Here is a 16131-nt window from a genome sequence, read left to right as displayed (position 1 = left end):
CAACAAAAAATAAAAAGTTGCTTGTTAGCAAGCAACTTTTTATTGTAAAATGTTAGATTTTTTGGCTTACTTCAAACTTCCTATCATTTTTTTGGGGTTTACCCACTCGTCGAATTGCTCGGCAGTGAGCAAGCCCAGCTCTATGGCGGCTTCTTTCAGCGTTTTTCCTTCTGCGTGTGCTTTCTTGGCTATCTTTGCAGCATTTTCGTAGCCAATATAGGGGTTGAGTGCCGTTACCAGCATCAAAGAGTTGTTGAGGTGGTGTTGGATGCGTTCGTGATTGGGTTCTATGCCTACGGCGCATTTGTCGTTGAACGATTCGCAAGCATCGCCCAGCAAACGAGCCGAAGTGAGCAGGTTAAATATCATCATGGGGCGGAAGACGTTCAACTCGAAGTGCCCGTTCATGCCGCCTATGTTGATTGCAGTGTCGTTACCAATGACTTGGGCACATACCATGGTCATAGCTTCCGACTGGGTGGGGTTCACTTTGCCGGGCATGATGGAAGAACCGGGCTCATTGGCAGGAATGTTGATTTCGCCAATGCCGCAGCGTGGACCGGAAGCCAGCATACGTATATCGTTGGCAATCTTCATTAAGCTTACAGCCAGCTGTTTCAGTGCTCCCGAGGCTTCTACGATGCCGTCGCTAGCAGCCAGCGCTTCGAATTTGTTGGGGGCGGTAACAAAGGGCAATCCGGTAAATTTGGCAATATAGTCAGCTACCTTTTCGGCGTATCCTTTGGGGGTATTCAAGCCTGTGCCCACAGCAGTGCCGCCCAACGCCAGCTCGCGCAGATGTTCAAGGCTGTTGCGCAGTGCACGCAAGCCATGGTTCAGCTGTGCCACGTAGCCCGAAAATTCATTACCCAAAGTGAGCGGAGTGGCATCCATAAAGTGGGTGCGTCCAATCTTAATGACATCTTTAAATGCTTCTGCTTTTTGCTGTAGCGTATCGCGCAACTTTTCTATGTTAGGGATGGTATGCTCTACAATCATTTTGTAGGCAGCAATATGCATAGCCGTAGGGAAGGTGTCGTTCGAAGACTGCGATTTGTTTACGTCGTCGTTGGGGTGTAAAAACTTCTTTTTGTCGGTCAGCTGCCCGCCTTTGAGTACATGCCCGCGGTTGGCTATGACTTCGTTTACGTTCATGTTGGTTTGAGTGCCTGAGCCAGTTTGCCACACTACTAGCGGAAACTGGTCATCGAGTTTGCCTTCAAGGATTTCATCACACACGCGGGCAATAAGCTCGGCTTTCTCTTGGTCTAATACTCCCAATTCTGCATTGGTGAGTGCCGCTGCTTTTTTCAGGATGGCATAAGCCCTGATTATCTCTATGGGCATGAGGTGCCCACCGATTTTGAAGTTTTCTTTGGAGCGCTGGGTTTGGGCTCCCCAATACTTATCTGCAGGCACTTGTACTTCGCCCATGGTGTCGTGTTCAATGCGGTATTCCATGTTTCTTACAGTTTTGAGTTGTTTAGAAATTGCAAAAGGATTCTATCGAAAGCAAAGATAATAGCTCCAGGAAATATGTGGGAATGACTCGGCTTAATAAGAAAGAATAAGAATAAAACGCAGAATTCAAAAGTAGAGGCGGTGATGTTTGCCAGTGTGCTTTTTACAGGATTATGATTGACGGTCAATAAGCAAGATGAAAAAATAAAAACTTCCGAACAGCAAAGCCGCCCGGAAGTCCCAACCTAACTTTATGAAAACTACAAATGAAAAAGCGATTTCATTGTCTATGGTGAGTATAACGACTCCTTTTGAAAAAGGTTACATTTTTTCTGAGCTTTTTGCACTGACAGGCACTCGTTTTTTGATAAACAAGCCTGCCACAAAGCTCAGTCCTCCCCAAAAAACGACCGCTAAGGTCTGAATTGTATGCATAAAAGTGGCAAAAGACAAAGAAAAATCTTTGGGCAGCCCATACATCATAAAAGCATTCATGACCAAGAAATGATAGGCACCAATGCCACCCTGCACGGGGGCGGCGATGCCCAAGCCTCCCAGTACTAAGATGCTAAGCCCGCTAAGAATCCCCAATTTTGCTGTTAGTGGATGACAGAAAAAAAGTACATAAGCCATCAGATAATACATCAGCCAAATCAAGAGGGTGAAAAAAACAAAAGCTGTTTTGTTTTTTACCTTCTGCACGCTAAGAATTCCTTGCCATAGCCCTTGCCATAGCCGCAGCGCTTTTTGTATGAGGGGAAGGTGTCGATATTTTTTGACGAAGTATATCAGTAAGCCAACAAGCACAATGCCCACTGCTGCCAGCAGTAGCCATGCCCACAGTTTGTTTTGCAAGTTGGCAAGCCACTGCGCGGTTTTCTCGCCCAATAGGCTAATGATAAACTGACCGATACGCTCCGATTCCATCACTATAGTGAGCGTAACCAGCCCTGAAAGAATAAACAAGTCGATGATGCGCTCAGTAATGACGGTGCCAAAAGAAACGTTGGCAGGTATGTCGTCGGTTTTCTGCAGAAATGCGCAACGCGTTACTTCGCCCATGCGCGGCAACAGTAAATTGGCAAAATAACCCGTCATGACAGCTACGAACGAGTGGCTCACCTTGACACGATAGCCTAAGGGGGCAAGCAAAAAAAGCCATCGATAGGCGCGCGCCCAGTGTGCTATGAAAGCAAATAAAAAAGAGAGCAGTATCCATCCAATAGGGGCTTCATGAAAAAGGCTCTCTATTTGACTAAGGTCTTGGTCACGGAAGGTGTAAATAAGAAGTCCTATGCCGGCAAGCAAAGGTAAGGCATAGGACAACAGGTAACGCAGTATTTTTTTCATTAAGGTAAGCGGTTGTTTTCGTCAGGAAAGATAATCGTAGGTTTGAAGTTTTTGGCTTCTTCTACACTCATGAAAGCATACGAAATGATAATGACTATATCGCCTACTTGCACTTTGCGTGCGGCGGGTCCGTTCAGGCAAATCATGCCGCTGTTGCGCTCGCCCTTGATGACATAGGTCTCTAAGCGCTCGCCATTATTGATATTGACTACCTGCACGCGTTCTCCTTCAATGAGGTTGGCTGCTTCCATCAAAGCCTCATCTATGGTGATACTTCCCACATAATGCAGCTCGGCTTGTGTTACTTTTACTCGGTGAATCTTGGACTTGAATACTTGAATCATCATGACTCTTTGAGTTTGAGTCAGCAAAGTTAAGAAAACAACAGCACATTGTCTATCAATCGCACTTCGCCAACATAAGCAGCAATACACAATACCACTTCTTGGTGTCGGTAAATATCTTCCACCGGGCTAAGAGTATAACCGTCGGCTACCTCAAAATATTCCAAACGAATGCCTTTTTCTTGTAAAGCAGCAAAAATGCCTGCAACATATTGCTTGACGGATGCCACCGTTTCACCATTCAAGAGCCGTTGTTTGGCTTCTTGCAGGCATTGATAAAGTACCACTGCATCACGACGTTGGGCTGGTGTCAGGCGGCGGTTACGTGACGACATTGCCAGCCCGTCGGCTTCACGAACAGTGGGGCAGGCAATGACCTGCAGCGGAAAGGAAAGGTCGCTGACCAACTGCCGGACGATAAGGTATTGCTGGTAGTCTTTTTGTCCAAAATAAGCATTATCGGGCTGCACAATATGGAAAAGCTTCGACACAATTAAGGCTACTCCGTTGAAGTGCCCCGGGCGGTGAGCCCCTTCCATGACCTTTTCCAGATATCCAAATTGAAATGTAAGTACTGGCTGCTGGGGATACATGTCTTGCTCTTGAGGGGCAAACAGCAGGTTACAGCCTTCTGTTTCCAGCAATTGGCGGTCGCTATCTAAAGTACGAGGGTATTTTTCGAAATCTTTAGGGTCGTTGAACTGTGTGGGGTTTACAAAAATACTGCAGACGACAACATCGTTTTCTGCTTTGGCACGGCGAATCAACGACAGATGCCCTTCGTGTAGTGCCCCCATTGTGGGAACAAAACCAATGCTTTTTCCTGCTTTTTTAAAGCTTAGGCATTGAAAATGAGCATCTTGTGGTTTTTTCAAAAAGAGCATACATAAGGCATTATAGCATGAACCGAGCGCAATTATAAGGCTTTTTTGAGAAAAACAATTGAAAAACCAATTTTTTTTAGTAAATTTGCATGAGTTTAAGCGACTTAGCGCACAACTTGTTAAGTGCTTGCCAAGTTGTATTCGTCCATCAAAAACGCTTACCAAGATGTCAAAGCTTAAAATCCTTTACGCAGCAAGCGAAATCAACCCATTTCTTCAAACGTCTAAGGTAGCTGATTTTGTGCGCCGCTTGCCTCAAGCCATGCAAGAGCGCGGCATGGAAATTCGCATTTTGGTTCCCCGTTTCGGGATTATCAACGAAAGGAAAAACCGCCTGCACGAAGTAGTCCGCTTGTCGGGGATTAACATATCGGTAGGAGATGAAGAAAAGCCCTTGATTATCAAAGTGGCTTCTGTGCCCAACGCCAAGATGCAGGTTTATTTTGTGGATAACGAGGACTACTTCCAAAGAAAGTCTGTTTTTGTCGATAAAAACAATCAATTCTTTGAAGACAACGACGAGCGTGCCGTCTTTTTCTGCAAAGGAGTGCTCGAAACGGTGAAGCGCCTCGGTTGGTCTCCCGATATTGTGCATTGCAACGATTGGATTACCAGCCTCATTCCCATGTACATTAAAACCGTGTACAGAAAGGACCCGCTCTTCCAGCATACAAAAACAGTTTTTACTGTGTACAATAATTTTTATTCTTATAAATTTGGGGATGATTTAATTGAAAAAGTGAAAATGAACGACATGGACGATGCCAGCCTGGAAGTGCTCAAAGGTGCCGACATGAGCGCCTTCATCAAAGCAGGTATGGCATATGCCGATGTGGTTCTTCGCACAAATGAAGATTATGATGAAAAACTTCAAAAGCTATTTGAAGAGCTGGAAGCACAGAACAAGCCCGTGGGGCAAATCACCGATGAAGAAAGCATGCCCGATTACCATTATAACCTATACAACGAGCTGGCAGGCGAAAAGTAAGCTGTCGTTGTTTTTTGCATTTCTTTTTGCTTGCCTTCTTTCTTCGTGTCAAGACAATGTAGAGGTAGGACAACCGCCGCGTAATATGAAGGTTGTCTTTACCGATACCATTACGGTAAAAACAAGCACTATCCTTATTGACTCGGTGCAAAGCAGCAATGCTACTTATCTTCTGGTAGGGCAGTATAATGACCCCTACTTTGGTAAAATTACCGCCAAGTCTTTTTTTGCCATGGCGCCGCGTGCTGCTGCCCATAAATTTGGTAGTAACCCGCAGTTTCAAAGGCTAACCATGGTTTTGTATAAGCAATATGCTTATGGCGATACCACCCGCTCGCAGACAGTCTATGTACACAAGCTGGCAGTACCTATTGTAAAAGAGGGGCGTTACTATTCGTTTGAGTCCAAAGCCGTGGAGCCTACTCCCTTAGGGAGCAAGACTTTTGCAGCAAAAGACCTTTTTGGCAGAGTGGTGGAAATCGACTTATCCGATAGCTTTCGAGATGAAATCGTAAGCCTGCTGCAAAGTACCGACTCCCTGACACAGGAACAATTGGATGCTGTCCTTTACGGTTTAGCTCTCTTGCCTGACCCCAATGATGATGCTGCCATATTGGGCTTTTCCGCTTCATCGGCTTTGCTTTCCTTTTTGCGCCTCGAATACCTCGACGACAAGGGCGCTAAAAACTATTACTACATTGGCTTGCGTCCTGTAAGTATTACTGCCAATGAAACTGCCCCCAAAGCTGTACGCTTCAATCAAGTAACAGCAGACCGCAGTGGCACCGCCTTGGCAGGTGTCAGCCCTTATGCCCCCATTCCTGAGGCTGCTTTGGGCAATGCTGCTTATATTCAGGGGCTTTTGGGCGTAGGCACCAAGATTGAGTTTCCTTATCTGTCCGAATTTCAAAAGTTGGGCTTAGTTGCCATCAATCAGGCATATTTACTTTTTTCGCCTGTTGTTGATGTAGAAAGTCCGTTCTATACAATGCCCAATGCCTTCCATCTTCTTGAGCTTGATGCCAATGGAAAACCCATCAAAGTACCTATATCTCGTACACAACCCGGTTCTTCCATTGTTTGGAAAGACACTATCTACCGTAAGGTGCAGACCGAGGGCTTTGACCCACTGGGCGTGGGGCAAGACTTGCTGGTGTATTACGACCCTTTGACGCGTTCTTACAACGCCAACATCACAAGCTATATACAGTGTGTGATGAATGGTTTAAGCAACCGCTATCAGGGCAGTGCCATCAAAAACAACCACGGCTTATTGATACTACCCTCGTCTCTTAGTAACGAAGTAAACCGCATCATCATTGGTGGGCACTTGCATTCGGGAAAACGTTTACATTTGAGACTCTTCTATTCAATCATTCAAACCGAGTAATTTATGTGTGGAATCGTTGCTTATATTGGTCATAGGGAGGCTTATCCTGTGATTATAAAAGGACTCAAGCGCTTAGAGTACAGAGGCTATGACAGTGCAGGGGTGGCGCTGCTCAACGGAGGCTTGAAGGTATATAAGAAAAAAGGCAAGGTTGAAGAGCTGGAAAAACTGCTTGCCGATGTTCAAGACCTGCATAGCCATATAGGTATTGGACACACGCGTTGGGCAACTCATGGCGAGCCCAGCGACAACAACGCGCACCCGCATGTATCGGGCGATGGCAAAATGGCTATCATTCATAACGGTATCATAGAGAACTACGCTGCTCTACGTCAAGAGCTCAAAAATAAAGGGCATGTCTTTCAGTCAGATACCGATACCGAAGTATTGATTCATTTCATAGAAGAGATTAAAAAGCAAGAAAACTGCTCACTGGAAGAAGCCGTACGCTTGGCACTGAACAAAGTCATAGGGGCTTTTGCCATAGTGGTGTTGTCGCAAGAAGACGAACGCAAGCTGATAGTAGCGCGCCGCAGCAGCCCTATGGTCATAGGCGTGGGCGATGGTGAGTATTTTGTAGCTTCCGATGCTGCACCTATCATCGAATATACCAACAAGGTTATCTTTTTGAACGATGATGAATATGCCGTTATTACCGACCATAGTTTAGATATACGCACTTTGCAGGATGTGCCTACCACCCCTTACATTGAACAGCTGGACATTGAGCTGGAAGCCATAGAGAAGGGGGGGTACCCGCACTTTATGTTGAAAGAAATTTTTGAACAGCCGCGCTCTATTTACGATAGCATGCGCGGGCGCCTCGATGCCTCTACCGGGCGTCTTACTTTGGGAGGACTGATAGAATACCAAAACCGCTTAGCCAATGCCGACCGCATCATTATGGTAGCTTGTGGCACCTCGTGGCATGCCGGTTTGGTAGCCGAGTATATCTTTGAAGAGCTGGCTCGCATCCCGGTAGAGGTAGAATATGCTTCGGAGTTTCGTTATCGGAACCCCATCATTCGTGAAAATGACATTGTGATTGCAATTTCGCAGTCGGGTGAAACGGCTGACACCATTGCAGCTGTCCAGATTGCCAAAGCCAAAGGGGCACTTATTTTGGGGGTTTGTAATGTGGTGGGCTCAACCATCGCCCGCATGACACACGCCGGGGCTTACACACATGCCGGTCCGGAAATAGGTGTGGCAAGCACCAAAGCCTTTACGGCTCAGCTGACCGTCTTGACTATGATGGCGCTCTTTACAGCACACAAGAAGGGCACTATTTCAGAAGCCCGTTTCCGCCAGCTGCTGGTAGGCTTGGAAACGCTGCCCCAAAAAGTAGAGGAAACGCTTGAACGCGTACATGAACCCATCAAGAAAATAGCTGCTTTGTTTAAAGATGCGCGTAACTTCCTCTATTTGGGACGTGGCTGCAATTTCCCCGTAGCCTTAGAGGGCGCGCTCAAGCTAAAAGAAATTTCTTATATCCATGCCGAGGGATACCCGGCAGCTGAAATGAAGCACGGACCTATTGCCTTGATAGACAATCAAATGCCCGTAGTTTTCATTGCGCTACAAGACAGCTCTTACGAAAAGATAATATCCAACATTCAAGAGGTGAAAGCGCGCAACGGACGGGTGATTGCCATCGTGAACGAAGGCGATGAAGTCGTGAAAAATATGGCGGAGTTCGTGATTGAAATCCCCAAGACAGAAGAAATTCTATCACCTATCCTTTCGGTGCTTCCCTTGCAACTGTTGGCATACCATATTGCCGTATTGCGTGGCTGCGATGTGGACCAGCCTCGAAATTTAGCTAAATCCGTAACTGTTGAATAAGATGAAAAAGGCTATTGAAAGTAAACAAGCACCTGCGCCTATAGGACCTTATAGCCAGGCAGTCTTGGCAGGCAATACATTATATGTTTCGGGGCAGATAGCCATCGACCCGGAAACAGGCGAACTGCTGACTTCCAATCTTGAAGAAGAGACTACAAGGGTTATGGAGAACCTAAAAGCTATTTTGACAGCTGTCGGTATGGACTTTTCGCACGTGGTGAAGTGTACCATTTTCTTGAGCAACATGCAGGACTTTCAGCGGGTCAACCAAGTGTATGGGCGCTATTTCGAAGGGTTGGTGCCTCCAGCGCGCGAAACCGTAGAGGTAAGCTGCCTGCCCAAAAATGTGAATGTGGAAATCTCTTGTATTGCGGTGAAGGCTTAAGGTTATTGCCTTTCCCGCTCCTTTTACGAAACTAACCGGCTATGCAAACGGCTCAAGTCCTTTTTCAGACGGAACATATTCAATTCGATAAATATCCTGATGCTTTGGTGCCGGCTATAGTGCAAGACAGCCGGAGTCGTAAAGTGCTCATGCTCGGCTATGTGAGTCGCGAGGCATGGCAAAAAACCATAGAGACAGGCAAAGTTACTTTCTTCAGTCGGAGTAAGCAGCGTTTATGGACTAAAGGCGAAACGTCCGGCAATTATCTTTATTTGCGCGAAGCTCGTTTGGATTGCGATGCCGATGCCCTTCTATTGCTGGTAGAACCGGTAGGTCCTGTGTGCCATACGGGTGAAGATACTTGTTTCTTTGAAAACAACGACGCGGAGGGATTCCTTTTCCTTCAGGAACTTGCCCAACTGATTCATGAGCGAAAAGTGATGCCCAAAGAAGGCGCCTACACAAGCCACCTTTTTGAAAAAGGCATTCCTAAAATTGCGCAGAAAGTGGGCGAGGAGGCAGTGGAAACTGTTATTGAAGCCATGAAAAAAGACCTGCCCCGCCTTCACGAAGAAGCTGCCGACCTGATGTACCATCTATTGGTTTTACTCGAGGCTTGTGATACTTCTTTTGATGCTGTGGCTGAGGTGCTGCGGCAGCGCCATCTGACTAAGGGTAAGTAAAAGCATACAACAATAGATTGGCACCCATACGCAGTGCTTGTTGTCGTAGCTCTTCTGGGTCGTTGTAAATGCTTTGGTCTTCCCAGCCGTTGCCCAAGTCCGATTCATAAGAGAAGAAGCATACTACTCTGCCTTCGTAAATGAGGGCAAAGCCTTGTGGGGGCTTGCCATCGTGCTCGTGTATTTTGGGTAGCCCCCGAGGAAAATCATATTTCATGTGATAAATGGGGTGGTCGAAAGGCAGCTCTACGAAATCAAGTTCGGGAAATACCTTTTTCATCTCTCTGATGGCATGCTCATAGAGTCCGTAGTTGTCGTCTATGTGTAAAAAACCACCGGCGATCAAGTAATTACGCAGATTACGGGCTTCTTGTGCCGAAAAAGACACATATCCATGTCCTGTCATATACACGAATGGATAGCGAAAGATATCGGGACTACCAACCTCTACGATGTCTTCTTCATTGGCTAAGGGAAGCCCCAACTGCTCTTTACAAAAGGCTATCAAATTGGGGAGTGCGGTTTTGTTGGCATACCAGTCGCCGCCACCGCCATATTTCAGCTTGGCTATGCGAATGCTGGCTTGTTGTGCCTGTGTTTGGGTGGCAAGTAAAAAAAACAAAATAGACAGGCAAAAGGTACGAGGAAACAGCATCTTTACATTTTCAGATGTTCCAATACTCTTTTAAAGGTACAAAATAAATCTGATGCCGCAAACAAGCCTCAAACCAGTGTAGCGGTTGTTGGGTTTTATCACCGGTGCGGGTATCACATTTAAAAAACAGATAAAACAACTGCAAGGCATCGCCCAGTGATTGGGCAAGCGCATATAACTCTCTTTCAGCTTCTTGCCAGTTACCACTTTGCTTGCCCTTACGCCAAATGTGAAAGGCATTGTCGTGCCACTCTATGACATTGAGCAACTGCTGGTCTTGAGTAAAGCGGCTAGCAAATTGCCGTGCCAAGTAGGCATGGTGGTATTGTGGGGGTATCTTCTGACCGCTTCTGTACAGTGCCGCATATTTGAAGTTGTCGTGTACTAAGGCAATGAAACGCAGGCGGTCGTGGGTGTGCTCGTCAATGAATGCGTCTATGAGCGAAATGTTGTAAAGCACTTCCTGCAGGTGGTACAGTACCATGCCTTCGGGATGTCCGCTTCGGGGGTGCCCAAAATACAAGCCTTTCTGCCATTCGGGGCAGCTCATGAGGGCAGCCTCTGTCTGGTTATAGGGGTAAAGGGTGTATTCGGCTAAGAAGGGTAAACAAAGCGTTTGGGTGATAGTCATAGCTGTTGGGCGATTTGAACAATGAGACAGGCAGCAATGCCGGCTGTTTCAGTTCTTAATCTACTTTCCCCCAAAGATACTGCCAAACTGTGATTTTCAAGTGCCAATTTTATCTCATCTTCCGAGAAGTCGCCTTCCGGTCCTATGAATATCTCATAACTTTGCCCTTTACGTATGCTATGCAGCAGGAGGGGCGTTTGTTCGTCTTGCAGGTGTGCAATGAAACGCTGCCCTACAGGAGGGCGACAGATTGCCTCTGTAAACTCCAACGTTTCATGAATAATAGGTTTATAGAACTTCAACGACTGTTTCATGGCTTGGATAGCCAGTCGTTCTAAGCGGTCGGTGCGTACTTTGCCGCGCTCCGAATAGCGACAGATGACAGGGGTAATGCTGCTTACACCTATTTCGGTGGCTTTTTCTACCAGCCATTCCAAGCGGTCATGGTTTTTGGTAGGGGCTACCATCAGATGGATGGCATAAGCAGGCGGTGGCAGCTGCTCTGCTTCTACAATACGGTAGCTGCCTTCGTCTTTTTTGTCTATGTGAAGTAGTTCTGCTTTGGCTTTATAACCTTTGCCGTCGGTGAGATAAAAAAAATCACCGGGGCGCAAGCGCACAGCACGGAGGTGCTGCCATTCGTCCCGGCTGAGTTGTTCCTCTTCTATATAAAACAGATGCATGACGCTTTGCCCAATTAGTTGGGCAAAGTTACAACTAAAAGAGAGCTTCAAAAAGCCATTCGAGGATAGCATGTATTATAGCCAACAGGATGCTGTAAAGTACTGCGTTCCAAAACCCTCCTATTTGAAAGCCATCGAGCAGGGCAGATACCATTAGCAATATAATGGCATTGATGACAACAAGAAACAAGCCCAGAGTGATTACCGTAATCGGCAGGGTAAGTAACGTAAGAATGGGCTTGATGGTAACGGAGGCTATTGTCAATAAAATAGCAGCGAGGATGGCAGTACCATAACCATCTACTTGCACTTTGGGGTAAATTTTGGCAGAAAGCACAATGGCTAAGCTGTAAATCAGTAGTTTGCCGATGAGTTTCATAACTTGTCGATTTTTTTAAGTGAAACGTGTACGCATGGTGTTTTGAAGAAACAAAGCGCTTTAATCCTTTTTGTCCGTACAAATCAAAAAAGATGGCAAAGAGCCAGGTCTTTTTTTGTCATAGCAGCCTATTAACGCCTCACTCAACGAACCGTGAGCCTATGCTAAGTTGAAAGCCACGCGGCGTTGTGATGTCTTGCCATTGGAGGCATTGCACTCTGCCTCAGTCTGAACGCCCCAAAATGAAAGCATACTTTTCTGTGTCGGTGAGTAACTCTAAGGCTTTTTGCACTTCCCGGTCGGTATCGAAAGAAGCCAATGCTTCGGCTTTTTCAAAATACACGTGCTTATATAGCTCGTCTTCAATGAGTTCCAGCACACAGTCCTTGTGTTTTGCAATCAATTGGCGGTAGTCTGTTTGCAGTTTGCTTTTTAAAGATTTCAGGTCTGAGGCTACAGAGGCGTATATTTCTGGGGCTTCCTTCAGCTGATTTTCGAGTATGGAAACATACTCTTCGTGCGAGGTAGTGTAACGAAATTTGCGTTTTTCAAGCCAAGCGATGAATTCTTCAAGTACAGCACTTGTGAGTTTTATTTCTTGTCCAAGTGTGTGGCGGGCGGCATAATCTACCCCATAGTTGAAGATGTAATAGTTTTGAAGAAGGTAATTACATATCTCGGGTAGCGTATCTACTGGAATGACAATGTCGGGTTCTAAGCCGGCACCATCGAATACCACACGCCCGGCGCGCGTTTTGAAGCTGCGGCGCAACGAGTCTGGGATGCGGTAGAGGCTGCCGTCGGCATTATGCACTGAGTAGTCTATGGCTTGGATACAACGACCACTGGGAATGTAATATTTGGCGATGGTTATCTTCAGCTGTGCATTGTAAGAGAGCGGACGGGTTACTTGCACCAGCCCTTTGCCAAAAGTGCGTTGTCCTATCAAAATGGCGCGGTCGTAGTCTTGCAAGGCACCCGCTACAATCTCTGATGCAGAAGCACTGCGATTATTGACGAGTATTGCCAGAGGGCTTTCTAAATCGTAAGGTGCATTGAGCGTGAAATATTCCTTGTTCCACTCACTGATTTTACCTTTGGTTGAAACTACCAGCTCGCTTTTGGGAATGAACAGGTTGACAACATTGATTGCCTCGCTCAACAAACCACCGGGGTTGTTGCGCAAATCAAGAATGAAGGCACGGGCACCGGCTTTTTTGAGTGAATCCATAGCAGCACGCACTTCTTCGGAGGCGCCCATCGTGAAATCTGACAATTGAATATAACCAACTTGCTTATTGAGCATTCCGAAATAGGGCACGTTGCTAACGCGTATTTCTTCTCTCGTGATAGAGATGGTTTTTCGCTCGCCGGTAACGGGGCGTAGTATCTCCAGTTCTACGGAGGTGCCACTTTGCCCCTTGAGCAGAGTCGATACTTCGTCGCTGTTTTTTCCTTCTGTAGGGACGCCGTTGATGGCTACAATTTGGTCGCCTATTTTCAGACCGGCTTTTTGTGCCGGAGAGCCACTGTATGGGAGCACTATCACGCACTTGCCTTCTTGGGTTCGTATGGTGGCACCTATGCCGGCATAGCGCCCGGTGGTCATGGTACGGTAGTCCTCAATGCGGTCTTCGGATATGTAATTGGTGTAGGGGTCCAAGTCGCTCAACATGGCGTCGATGGCTTTCTGCATGAGCCGGTTGACATTCACCTCATCCACATAATAGGTGTTCACCTCTTTGAACAAGGTGGCAAAGATGTCTAAGTTTTTGGCTATTTCGAAAGCATTGTCTTTCTGTTGGGCGGTGGCAGGAAAAAAAGCATACCACAAAACCAAGCCCAGTAGGCTTGCCCGCATGCAAGAATGCATAAAGTTCATATGGCATTTTGTTTTATGAAAAGTAGGAGCTTATCACTGCTAATCTGTTTTTTGAATTTACGGACTCTGTTTGAATCTTGCAAACGCTTGGCAAAGGGCGTTTTTTATTTGATGAAAGTCCATCAAAGTAGTACCTACATATACGATAGCCAAGGCACGCCAAGGAGGCAGCAGGTCATGGAAGAAGTCGTATTTGTGCAGGCGATAAGCCTCTTTGATGCGCCGCCGTAGATGGTGGCGGTCGTGGGCACGGCGAAAGCGTTTTTTGGGTACAACAAAAATTACCTGTGGGTAATGAGGTGTTTCTGCCTCTTCATCTACAAGAAAAAAAAATTTGAAGGGGTAAAAGAAAAAAGAGGAACTATTACCATTGAATAGTTCCTGAATGATTTTTTGGTTAGATAGTCGTTCGGACTTAGGTAGCTTTTGACCTTTGGCAAGCACCGTCCGGCAGGGCATTAAGCGTTTACACGCAGCTTATGACGGTATTCGTCCGATACAGTCAACTTTTTTCTGCCCTTGGCACGACGACGAGCCAGTACCTTGCGCCCATTTTTGGTTTTCATACGAGCACGGAATCCGTGAGTGTTGCGGCGCTTTCTGCGAGATGGTTGATATGTACGCTTCATTGGAATTTATCGTTTTCAATTCTTAGCTTTGAGCCTGCAAATTTAAAGAGTTTTTTGTGAATGCCAAACTTTTGTGAGAAATTGAAAGACAAGTTCTTCGCTTCCTTGCGTTAAAAAACATATGAGCCTGTCTTCCGAGCAAATACATGACCTTCGTTTTACCTTAATCTTACCGGCACATGAGGCATGTACCGAGCAGTGCATGCAGAGCATTGTCCAGCAGCAGTACCCGCAGACAGTAGAGGTAATCAGTGCAGCAAAACCTAAATACATAGAGCCTTCACTGAAAGTAAAGGTGATTGGCACTACCAGTCCGGTGCACTACTTGAATTTGGCACTGGAACAAGCCGCCGGCGATGTAATTGCTTTTTTGCCCCATGATGCAGCGTTGACGCCTTATAGCCTATACAAGGTGGCTAATCAGCTGCAAAAAGGCACTATGTTGTGTGCTATAGGCAAAACCAAGATGCCGGAAGGGGAGCCGCACCGCACCTTCTTCGACGTTGGCGACGTGGCGCGTTCAGTGGCGCATGCCCACATGGCTATGGGCGAGTGTTTTTTTAGAAAAGAAGCGCTCGAGTGGATTGGCTACATAGATGAGCGCTTGCCTCTCTGGGGCGTACAAGAGTGGTGGGTGCGCTTGTTGTGTGTTACCGAAGGAAAGGCAATAGCCAAGTTAACGGACGTGCTGCTTGAAATCAAGGAGCCGCTACCAAAAGCCGAGCAAGGGGCGCTCGAAGCAGAAAGTCGTCAGATAGAGCGGGATACTTTTTTTCATACTCTTGCCAGCATGTTTCTCTGTTATGAGGCTGCTTATTTTATTCGCGAATTTGGACGGGTAGCCCCCGACTTTTCTTTGCCTCATTATCGTGGGCTGTCTGCTGACTTTGTATCAAAAGTATTGCGCTGTTTTTGTAAGCTTCTTGCAGAAGAAGCCATCCAGAAAGGGACACGGAAGGGGTATGTCAAAAAACGCTTGGCTTCGTTGATGTAATATTTTTGAACTACATATTACATGGGCATTTTAGTGGTGTAAAATTTGCTGTTATAACAATCATTGCTTATTACATTTGCCAATGGGCTTTATGCTATAACCATGACTTTATGAAAACTTTCACTTCTTCGGTGCGTTGTGTGGTATTGTCCACGCAGCAAACTTATGCCGACTTGCTGCAAGCCTTGGGTTGGGAAGTTTCCTTCATTGCTTTGCGGCATGATGCTCCTTATTGGCAACCGATAGACCTCACGCGCGACGGGCTCATTCGCCACGCTGATGTGCTTGTGTGGGATGTGAGTACAATTGCCTTGGAAGATGAGAATAAAAGCCGGGATTTGTACCTTTATTACAAGGCTATAGCAACACACCTTGAAGAGCTGTTAAGTGAACAGGGCGCTCGTCCTACCACATGGATACTACAAAACAGCGCAGCTATGTATGAGTCTTCCAGTTTGCCGGTGGGCGAAGACAGTCCGGCAGCGGAGCATGCCATCGCGCAAACGCTGCTTCAGGTAGAGCGTCTGTTTCATAAAGCCTATGTGCCCGGTGTGCGCAAGGTAGTTTTTAGGCTGGGGCTACTGATGCACGAGCAAACCACTTGGTGGCATTGGATACCTTTAGCATGCAAGCGATTGCAGCAGCGCCCGCCTATAGCAACTCTCTTAGCCGAAGACTATCGCAGAGCGATGTGTTTTGTGGTCGAAAGCAAAGACGTCAGCGGCATTTTCAATGTAGCCTCTGCTATGTTGAACGACTGGGACAGCATCCTTCGTTGTTGGAAGCAGCTTGATACCGCCGGAATCGGTTTTTTTAAGCGCTTGAGCTTCTGGTGGCACAGGAAAAATATCTCGCGCTTAGGTCGTTGGGCGTTTCTTTCTACACAAAGAATTGCTAAGAAAGGCTGTTTGCTATCGCAAAACGACCTGCTGGCACAATCGGCATAAA

18 protein-coding genes are annotated in these 16131 nt (G+C 46.5%); 7 read left to right on the top strand and 11 right to left on the bottom strand.

Annotated elements, in window-relative coordinates:
- Positions 1–66: 66 nt before the first annotated feature.
- The 4 genes from fumC to panC all read right to left on the bottom strand — a co-directional run bounded on the left by fumC (position 67) and on the right by panC (position 4039).
- Positions 67–1461, bottom strand: a complete 1395-nt coding sequence (fumC, locus tag FHS56_RS08140; protein WP_166919541.1) for a class II fumarate hydratase — start codon at positions 1459–1461, stop codon at positions 67–69.
- 321 nt (positions 1462–1782) lie between these two features.
- Entirely contained in the window at positions 1783–2811 is a 1029-nt protein-coding gene (locus FHS56_RS08135) for a lysylphosphatidylglycerol synthase transmembrane domain-containing protein (RefSeq protein ID WP_166919539.1), read from the bottom strand.
- Positions 2811–3158, bottom strand: a complete 348-nt coding sequence (gene panD, locus FHS56_RS08130; RefSeq protein WP_166919537.1) for an aspartate 1-decarboxylase — start codon at positions 3156–3158, stop codon at positions 2811–2813. The genes FHS56_RS08135 and panD overlap by 1 nt, the downstream gene beginning before the upstream one ends.
- A 26-nt stretch (positions 3159–3184) precedes the next feature.
- Positions 3185–4039 carry a pantoate--beta-alanine ligase gene (gene panC, locus FHS56_RS08125; protein WP_166919535.1) on the bottom strand — a complete coding sequence of 285 codons (855 nt, stop codon included), beginning with the start codon at positions 4037–4039 and terminating at the stop codon, positions 3185–3187.
- A 166-nt stretch (positions 4040–4205) separates the two neighbouring features.
- On the opposite strand from panC, the gene FHS56_RS08120 reads away from it, so the two are divergent.
- The 5 genes from FHS56_RS08120 (at position 4206) to hisIE (ending at position 9330) form a co-directional block, all read left to right on the top strand.
- Positions 4206–5027, top strand: coding sequence for a glycogen/starch synthase (locus FHS56_RS08120; RefSeq protein ID WP_166919533.1), 822 nt, complete (start codon positions 4206–4208; stop codon positions 5025–5027).
- 85 nt (positions 5028–5112) lie between these two features.
- Positions 5113–6417, top strand: a complete 1305-nt coding sequence (locus tag FHS56_RS08115; protein ID WP_166919531.1) for a DUF4270 family protein — start codon at positions 5113–5115, stop codon at positions 6415–6417.
- 3 nt (positions 6418–6420) lie between these two features.
- Positions 6421–8262: a glutamine--fructose-6-phosphate transaminase (isomerizing) gene (glmS, locus tag FHS56_RS08110; protein ID WP_166919528.1), complete on the top strand. Its 1842-nt coding sequence runs from the start codon at positions 6421–6423 to the stop codon at positions 8260–8262.
- Between the two features lies 1 nt (position 8263).
- Entirely contained in the window at positions 8264–8647 is a 384-nt protein-coding gene (locus tag FHS56_RS08105) for a RidA family protein (RefSeq protein ID WP_166919526.1), read from the top strand.
- Between the two features lie 41 nt (positions 8648–8688).
- The gene (hisIE, locus tag FHS56_RS08100) at positions 8689–9330 is read left to right on the top strand and encodes a bifunctional phosphoribosyl-AMP cyclohydrolase/phosphoribosyl-ATP diphosphatase HisIE (protein WP_166919524.1); all 642 of its coding nucleotides are present in this window, start codon (positions 8689–8691) and stop codon (positions 9328–9330) included.
- On the opposite strand, the gene FHS56_RS08095 is transcribed toward hisIE, so the two are convergent.
- From FHS56_RS08095 to rpmH, 7 genes are all read right to left on the bottom strand, one after another.
- Positions 9317–9985, bottom strand: a complete 669-nt coding sequence (locus FHS56_RS08095) for a DUF4159 domain-containing protein (protein ID WP_166919522.1) — start codon at positions 9983–9985, stop codon at positions 9317–9319. The two genes, hisIE and FHS56_RS08095, sit on opposite strands and share 14 nt — an antisense overlap.
- A 10-nt stretch (positions 9986–9995) precedes the next feature.
- On the bottom strand, positions 9996–10616 hold the full coding sequence (locus FHS56_RS08090) for an HAD family hydrolase (protein WP_166919520.1): 621 nt from the start codon (positions 10614–10616) through the stop codon (positions 9996–9998).
- On the bottom strand, positions 10613–11299 hold the full coding sequence (locus FHS56_RS08085) for an RsmE family RNA methyltransferase (RefSeq protein WP_166919519.1): 687 nt from the start codon (positions 11297–11299) through the stop codon (positions 10613–10615). Before FHS56_RS08085 ends, FHS56_RS08090 begins: the two co-directional genes overlap by 4 nt.
- A 34-nt stretch (positions 11300–11333) precedes the next feature.
- Positions 11334–11678: a phage holin family protein gene (locus tag FHS56_RS08080; protein WP_166919517.1), complete on the bottom strand. Its 345-nt coding sequence runs from the start codon at positions 11676–11678 to the stop codon at positions 11334–11336.
- A gap of 223 nt (positions 11679–11901) precedes the next feature.
- On the bottom strand, positions 11902–13560 hold the full coding sequence (locus FHS56_RS08075) for a S41 family peptidase (protein WP_243844187.1): 1659 nt from the start codon (positions 13558–13560) through the stop codon (positions 11902–11904).
- Between the two features lie 57 nt (positions 13561–13617).
- Positions 13618–14019 (bottom strand): ribonuclease P protein component, encoded by a 402-nt coding sequence (locus FHS56_RS08070; RefSeq protein ID WP_166919515.1) that lies wholly within the window; start codon positions 14017–14019, stop codon positions 13618–13620.
- Positions 14019–14189 carry a 50S ribosomal protein L34 gene (rpmH, locus tag FHS56_RS08065; RefSeq protein WP_038028564.1) on the bottom strand — a complete coding sequence of 57 codons (171 nt, stop codon included), beginning with the start codon at positions 14187–14189 and terminating at the stop codon, positions 14019–14021. The genes FHS56_RS08070 and rpmH overlap by 1 nt, the downstream gene beginning before the upstream one ends.
- Positions 14190–14310: 121 nt before the next feature.
- On the opposite strand from rpmH, the gene FHS56_RS08060 reads away from it, so the two are divergent.
- Positions 14311–15183 carry a glycosyltransferase family A protein gene (locus tag FHS56_RS08060; protein ID WP_166919513.1) on the top strand — a complete coding sequence of 291 codons (873 nt, stop codon included), beginning with the start codon at positions 14311–14313 and terminating at the stop codon, positions 15181–15183.
- 110 nt (positions 15184–15293) lie between these two features.
- Positions 15294–16130, top strand: a complete 837-nt coding sequence (locus tag FHS56_RS08055) for a Rossmann-fold NAD(P)-binding domain-containing protein (RefSeq protein WP_166919511.1) — start codon at positions 15294–15296, stop codon at positions 16128–16130.
- The last annotated feature ends 1 nt before the right edge of the window (position 16131 follow it).

The sequence above is a fragment of the Thermonema lapsum genome, from assembly GCF_011761635.1.
Classification (GTDB): domain Bacteria; phylum Bacteroidota; class Bacteroidia; order Cytophagales; family Thermonemataceae; genus Thermonema; species Thermonema lapsum.
The sequence above is the reverse complement of the archived record's forward strand: the minus strand, read 5'-3'. Positions and strand labels throughout refer to the sequence as shown.

Excerpts from the sequence above, each read along its gene's own strand:
- fumC (WP_166919541.1), bottom strand. The coding sequence starts at position 1,461 with ATGGAATACCGCATTGAACACGACACCATGGGCGAAGTACAAGTGCCT.
- FHS56_RS08135 (WP_166919539.1), bottom strand. The coding sequence starts at position 2,811 with ATGAAAAAAATACTGCGTTACCTGTTGTCCTATGCCTTACCTTTGCTT.
- panD (WP_166919537.1), bottom strand. The coding sequence starts at position 3,158 with ATGATGATTCAAGTATTCAAGTCCAAGATTCACCGAGTAAAAGTAACA.
- panC (WP_166919535.1), bottom strand. The coding sequence starts at position 4,039 with ATGCTCTTTTTGAAAAAACCACAAGATGCTCATTTTCAATGCCTAAGC.
- FHS56_RS08120 (WP_166919533.1), top strand. The coding sequence starts at position 4,206 with ATGTCAAAGCTTAAAATCCTTTACGCAGCAAGCGAAATCAACCCATTT.
- FHS56_RS08115 (WP_166919531.1), top strand. The coding sequence starts at position 5,113 with ATGAAGGTTGTCTTTACCGATACCATTACGGTAAAAACAAGCACTATC.
- glmS (WP_166919528.1), top strand. The coding sequence starts at position 6,421 with ATGTGTGGAATCGTTGCTTATATTGGTCATAGGGAGGCTTATCCTGTG.
- FHS56_RS08105 (WP_166919526.1), top strand. The coding sequence starts at position 8,264 with ATGAAAAAGGCTATTGAAAGTAAACAAGCACCTGCGCCTATAGGACCT.
- hisIE (WP_166919524.1), top strand. The coding sequence starts at position 8,689 with ATGCAAACGGCTCAAGTCCTTTTTCAGACGGAACATATTCAATTCGAT.
- FHS56_RS08095 (WP_166919522.1), bottom strand. The coding sequence starts at position 9,985 with ATGCTGTTTCCTCGTACCTTTTGCCTGTCTATTTTGTTTTTTTTACTT.
- FHS56_RS08090 (WP_166919520.1), bottom strand. The coding sequence starts at position 10,616 with ATGACTATCACCCAAACGCTTTGTTTACCCTTCTTAGCCGAATACACC.
- FHS56_RS08085 (WP_166919519.1), bottom strand. The coding sequence starts at position 11,299 with ATGCATCTGTTTTATATAGAAGAGGAACAACTCAGCCGGGACGAATGG.
- FHS56_RS08080 (WP_166919517.1), bottom strand. The coding sequence starts at position 11,678 with ATGAAACTCATCGGCAAACTACTGATTTACAGCTTAGCCATTGTGCTT.
- FHS56_RS08075 (WP_243844187.1), bottom strand. The coding sequence starts at position 13,560 with ATGAACTTTATGCATTCTTGCATGCGGGCAAGCCTACTGGGCTTGGTT.
- FHS56_RS08070 (WP_166919515.1), bottom strand. The coding sequence starts at position 14,019 with ATGCCCTGCCGGACGGTGCTTGCCAAAGGTCAAAAGCTACCTAAGTCC.
- rpmH (WP_038028564.1), bottom strand. The coding sequence starts at position 14,189 with ATGAAGCGTACATATCAACCATCTCGCAGAAAGCGCCGCAACACTCAC.
- FHS56_RS08060 (WP_166919513.1), top strand. The coding sequence starts at position 14,311 with ATGAGCCTGTCTTCCGAGCAAATACATGACCTTCGTTTTACCTTAATC.
- FHS56_RS08055 (WP_166919511.1), top strand. The coding sequence starts at position 15,294 with ATGAAAACTTTCACTTCTTCGGTGCGTTGTGTGGTATTGTCCACGCAG.